At 65.1% G+C, this 5,372-nt stretch carries 5 protein-coding genes and 1 pseudogene; all 6 read right to left on the reverse strand.

From position 1 onward, the window contains the following. The coding region (locus AC4FAH_RS07055) for an aminoacyl-tRNA deacylase (RefSeq protein ID WP_490245813.1) at window positions 1–464 on the reverse strand (464 nt) is incomplete at its 3' end. A 95-nt stretch (window positions 465–559) separates the two neighbouring features. Continuing rightward, a pseudogene (locus tag AC4FAH_RS07060) lies at window positions 560–949 on the reverse strand (acyl-CoA thioesterase); the annotation flags it as partial. A gap of 47 nt (window positions 950–996) precedes the next feature. Then, on the reverse strand, window positions 997–1,818 hold the full coding sequence (locus AC4FAH_RS07065; protein ID WP_043336537.1) for a hypothetical protein: 822 nt from the start codon (window positions 1,816–1,818) through the stop codon (window positions 997–999). Further along, entirely contained in the window at window positions 1,815–2,837 is a 1,023-nt protein-coding gene (locus tag AC4FAH_RS07070; protein ID WP_225347374.1) for a zinc-binding dehydrogenase, read from the reverse strand. The genes AC4FAH_RS07065 and AC4FAH_RS07070 overlap by 4 nt, the downstream gene beginning before the upstream one ends. Before the next feature lie 215 nt (window positions 2,838–3,052). Beyond that, on the reverse strand, window positions 3,053–4,543 hold the full coding sequence (locus AC4FAH_RS07075; protein ID WP_287024527.1) for an alanine/glycine:cation symporter family protein: 1,491 nt from the start codon (window positions 4,541–4,543) through the stop codon (window positions 3,053–3,055). 131 nt (window positions 4,544–4,674) lie between these two features. Then, a complete protein-coding gene (locus AC4FAH_RS07080; protein ID WP_043336528.1) occupies window positions 4,675–5,112 on the reverse strand; it encodes a universal stress protein in 438 nt (145 codons plus the stop codon). Between the last annotated feature and the right edge of the window lie 260 nt (window positions 5,113–5,372).

Genomic DNA, 5,372 nt, shown 5'->3' on the forward strand with positions numbered 1-5,372 from the left:
AGCGGGGCGAACTGACCATTGCCCAGCTCACACAGTAACGCGGGGGCGAGCGCTATCTCCAGTCCGCGGCGGCCGCCGCTGATGAAGATTTCCGCCTGTGTCGCGGCGCTGTCATCGACCCACAGTGGCAGGCGCTTCTTCTGACCCAGCGGACTGATGCCGCCGACCACATAGCCGGTGGCACGCTCGGCGGCCTCATGCGCGGCCAGCGCCGCCTTGCGTGCCCCGCAGGCGCGTGCCAGTGCCTTGAGGTCGAGCGTACCGCTGACCGGCACCACGGCAACCACCAGCGGCTGACGTGCATTGCCGCCTTCCAGCTGGCAGACGAGGGTCTTGAAGACCTGGGCGGGATCAAGCCCCAACGTGCGGGCGGCCTCTTCCCCGTAGGCGGGGGCGCGCGGGTCGTGGGCATACTCGAGTGTGCGGTGCGGCTTGCCCTTGAGCAGCTTGAGCGCGGGTGTCATGCCGGCACGCTCCCCTCGGAGGTGGCGCTGTGCGTCCCGAGTGCCCGGGCGGCCTCGCGCAGGGCGGGGACATCCAGTTCGGCGCTGTCGGTGTGTTCGTGTACATGGCTGACCAGGGTCGCGCGCAGCTCGCCCTCGATGGGCAGCGACTGCTTGGCATGATGATCGAACTGCACCAGCACGCAGTGGCCACGCGCGCCACAGACGCCGCTTTGCCACGCTTCCTGGGTCACGGTGAAGGAGCTGCCGCCGAGACGCGACAGCCAGGTGCGAATCTCCACCGGCTGGCCGTATTGCAGCTCGGCGAGGAAGTCGACCTCGATGCGCGCCATGATCAGCGGCCACTTGCGCGGGTCGAGGTCCGGCACGAAGACGCGGAACAGGTCATTGCGCGCCCACTCGAACCAGGCCGGCAGGCGCGTGTTGTTGACGTGCCCGAGGGCATCGGTGTCGTAGAAGGCCGGTTCCAGCGTCTTGAAGTACATGTCATCGCTCCTGGGCATCCATGCGGCATTTCAGCCTATCAGGAAGCTCAGGCGCTGGCTGTACGTCGTGAGGCTAGTCGACGTTGCAACGGCGTGAACACGCCCAGCCACGCCGTCGCCACGATGAAACCGAGCAGGGTGCCCAGGCCGACCCCCATGCCGGGGTAACTGAGCGAGACCACCAGCGCATAGCACAATAGCGAGCCAAGGCCGGCCGGGTAGTGCTTGATGACGGTCGCGACGGCCACTGGCCCCTGGGTGAGATGCAGAATCACCAGCAGCGGGTACATGGTGACCGGGAAGGCCGCCACCAGGCCTGCCCACGAGGGCGGCAGCAGATGGGCCAGCGCGGTGATGCCGAACACGATGCCGGCGGCCAGTCCGGCGCGCGCCAGCAGCGAGACCCAGGAGAAGGGCGACTTGCGCGCCGTGCTCTCCGGTACGCCGCGATAGAGGCGCATGCACAGCACGATGGCGATCAGCGTCACGATCACGCCGCTGACGCGCGTGAACTCGAACTGCGCCAGCACCAGACTGGCGAGCAGCCAACCCAGCAGGCCGCCCAGGGTGCCGTTGATGACGCCGCGCAGTCCCTGTGCGCGCCCGCATAGCCAGTAGCCGACCCCCAGCGCCAGCGTCGAGGAGAAGCCGGCCAGAGTGTAGACGGCGCTCTGGCCGGCGAACTCGGGAGAGATCTCAACGCCGATGAAGCCCAGCGTGATGGCCGTGCCCAGCGGGTAGCCGGACAGTAGCCCGGCCATGCGCGTCGAGAGGCGCTCCGCGATCAATGACAGCCCGATCACCACCGCCACCGAGATCAGCAGCTTGAGCAGTTGCAGGCCCAGCTCACCCTGAAGCGCTGCGCTCATTGGGCGGCGTCCCAGAACTGACGACGCACCAGCGAGACCTTGCCCACTGCCTTGCCGGAGGCCTGATGACGATGAGCCTCGGCGACCTCGCTGAAGTCGAACTGGCGCTCATCGAGGCGCACCTTGAATTCGCCTTCCTCGACCAGCTCCACCAGCTTGCCCAGCGCCTGGCGCTGCTGCTCATGCCCGATGCCCGCGGTCAGCGGCAGCAGGATCGACAGCACTTCCAGACTGCGGCTGCCGGCGTGCAGCGGCGAGAGATCCACCGTGGTGCGCGCATTGATGGTCACGATGCGTCCGCCCAGCTTGCTGGCGGCGAAGCTGGCGGCCAGGTTTTTGCCACCGACGCAATCGAAGACCAGATCGAAGCCCTCGCCACCCGTCAGCCGGGCCACGTAATCGGCCACGGCTTCCTCGCGGTAGCGAATGACGTGGTCCGCGCCGCAGTCGCGTGCCGCCCGGGCCTTGTCATCGCTGGACACCGTGGTGGCGACTTCCGCGCCGATGCAACGGGCGATCTGCAATGCCACATGGCCGACGCCACCGGCGCCGCCGTGGATCAGCACGCGTTGTCCTGCTTCCAGCCGGCCACGCTCCACCAGTGCCTGCCAGGCGGTAATGAACACTGCCGGCAACGCGGCGGCTTCCATGAAGCTCAGGCGGCGCGGCTTGCGGGTGATCAGGCGCTCATCGGCGAGCATGTAATCCGCCAGCGCGCCCGGATGAGCGGCGACACCGCCGGCAAAGCCGAGCACCTCGTCGCCGGGCGAGAAGGCCAGCACGTCATCACCGACGGCATCGATCACACCGGCCACGTCGCCGTGCAGCACGCAGGGCGCTGGCGGCAGGAGAGGCACCTGGCCGCTGGCCAGCTTGAGATCCAGTGGATTGACGCTGGAGGCAGCGACGCGAATGCGCACCTGGCCGGGGCCGGGAGTGGGCAGCGGGCATTCGGTCGCCACGAAGTCGGCATCCGGGCCGGGATTGCGCAGCACCATGGCATGCATGGAAGCGAGCATGAGACGTCCTCGTTGATACGGGTTCCGGCCAGTGTGGCCAGTGAGCGCCACACCCTACCCATTGCGCTGCGTTGCGGCAATCCGACTTGGGTGGTTTCAGCCGTCCAATGCACGGAATTGCATGATCGACAACGAAAAAGCCCCTGCCGATGGGCAGGGGCTTGGGTCATGCGGCGGCTGACGGCTGTGTCAGGCCCGCCTGGGCGTGATGGGGATCACGCGTTCTGGCGCTTGGCCTCCTTGTCGACCGGTGCGATCTCGCCGGACTTCAGCTTGGCCATGTACTGGGCCAGCTCACGCTTCACTACCGGCATCAGGTAGTAGAGGCCGATGATGTTGGCGATGGACATGGCGAAGATCATGGCGTCGGAGAAGTCGATGACCGGGCCGAGGCTCATGGAGGAACCGATGACCACGAAGGCGAGGAAGATCAGCTTGTAGACGATCTCGGAGCCCTTGCTCTCACCGAACAGGTAGGTCCAGGCCTTCAAGCCGTAGTAGGACCAGGACAGCATGGTGGAGAAGGCGAACATCAGCACCGCCAGGGCCAGCACATACGGGAACCACGGGAAGGCGGTCTCGAAGGCGTAGGAGGTCAGCTGGACGCCGCCGAGGCCTTCGACCTGGTAGGCGCCGGTGATGACGATGACCAGCGCGGTCATGGTGCAGATGACGACGGTATCGATGAACGGTTCGAGCAGGGCGACGATCCCTTCGGTCGCCGGCTGGGAAGTCTTGACGGCAGAGTGGGCGATGGCCGCGGAGCCGATACCGGCTTCATTGGAGAAGGCAGCACGCTTGAAGCCCTGGATCAGCACGCCGACGATACCGCCGCCGACCGCGACCGGTGCGAAGGCACCTTCGATGATGGCGCCGAAGGCGGCCGGAATCGCACTGAAGTTGAAGCCGAGGATGATGAGTGCCGCGATCACGTAGATGACAGCCATCATCGGCACCAGCTTCTCGGTGACACGTGCGATGGACTTGATGCCGCCGATGATGACCATGCCGACGATGGCGGCCATCACGAGACCGAACAGCCAGCCGTAGCCGACCAGGAAGCTGGCATCACCGCCGGTGACGTTGACGGCCTGCTGATAGGACTGGTTGGCCTGGAACATGTTGCCGCCGCCGATGGAGCCACCGATGGCGCAGATGGCGAAGAAGATCGCCAGAATCTTGCCCAGACCCGCCTTGCCGTTTTCCGCGAAGCCCTTGGACAGGTAGTACATCGGGCCGCCGGAGATGGAACCATCCGCGTTGACGTTGCGGTACTTCACGCCAAGCGTACATTCACAGAACTTGGAGGCCATGCCGAGCAGGCCGGCCAGAATCATCCAGAAGGTCGCGCCCGGGCCGCCCAGCGAGACGGCGACCGCGACGCCGGCAATGTTGCCAAGGCCGACCGTGCCGGACAGCGCCGTGGCCAGTGCCTGGAAGTGGGATACCTCGCCTTCATCCTTCGGGTCGGTGTAGTCGCCCTTGACCAGACGGATGGCATGGCCGAACAGGCGGAACTGCACGAAGCCGAAATAGAGCGTGAAGATGACGGCCGCGATGATCAGCCAGCCGACGATCAGCGGGAACTGGGTGCCGGCCACCGGCACGGAATAGAAGATAGTCGAGACGATCGGATTGACGATCGGTCCGACGATGTCACTGATGGCCTGGTCCATGCCTTCGGCACGGGCAGAGCTTGCGGCCATGAGGGCTGCCATCGCGGCAGCCCAGGGGGCCAGGGAGCGGAATCGACTCATGAGAGGTAACCTCGAAAAGCGAATTGTCGTTATTGTCTGGTGCGAATCTCTGCAGGCGGCGGGTGCGGGAGGCGCCTGTCTCAGGGAACGATGGTGACGGGCACCGAGGCCTCTTGAATCAGATGGGCGGTCACGCTGCCGAAGATGCGTGAGCGCACGCTTTCCCCCTTGCGGCCGACGATGATCTGCTCGGCATTCACTTCACGCGCCAGCAGGCTGAGGATCTCGGCGGCATCGCCGTGGCGGACACGGCCCTCGACCTGATAGCCCTCCTTTTCCAGCTCGCTGATGGCAGGCGCCAGCACACGCTCGCGGGCCAGCTTGATCTCGTTCTCACGGCGGCTGGCACGCTGGGCGTTCTCCTCCGGCGTGTTGAAGCTGTAGGGCGACCATTCGACCACGTAGCAGAGAATGATCCTGGTTTCCGCGCCCACCAGAGAGGCGACGCGCTTGGCATAGGCAATGGCACTGTCGCCGCCCGGGGTTCCATCCAGTCCGACAATCAGGGAGGTGGTCATGGAGCTTCTCCTGAAGCTTGCTGGTCGTCGTGTCGCGCCAGCGGATTCTTGTTGAATTACCGTTTCGTTGCGGTTGAAAGAACTTTACTCCTCGCTCACACAAGAAATCCCTTCGGGTGTATCGCTTCACAAAACGATGATTAAACGAAATGGCGTCAGTTGCGCGTTGACGAGTCTCAGGTTTCCGCTACGCCATTAGCCGGTGGTGACGATATTCGCTGAGAAAACTGCTACCCATGGCTGTCAGCAATGCCGAGAGC

The sequence above is a fragment of the Cobetia sp. genome (genome assembly GCF_983723665.1).

Excerpts from the sequence above, each read along its gene's own strand:
- AC4FAH_RS07065 (WP_043336537.1), bottom strand. The coding sequence starts at position 1,818 with ATGAGCGCAGCGCTTCAGGGTGAGCTGGGCCTGCAACTGCTCAAGCTG.
- AC4FAH_RS07070 (WP_225347374.1), bottom strand. The coding sequence starts at position 2,837 with ATGCTCGCTTCCATGCATGCCATGGTGCTGCGCAATCCCGGCCCGGAT.
- AC4FAH_RS07075 (WP_287024527.1), bottom strand. The coding sequence starts at position 4,543 with ATGGCCGCAAGCTCTGCCCGTGCCGAAGGCATGGACCAGGCCATCAGT.
- AC4FAH_RS07080 (WP_043336528.1), bottom strand. The coding sequence starts at position 5,112 with ATGACCACCTCCCTGATTGTCGGACTGGATGGAACCCCGGGCGGCGAC.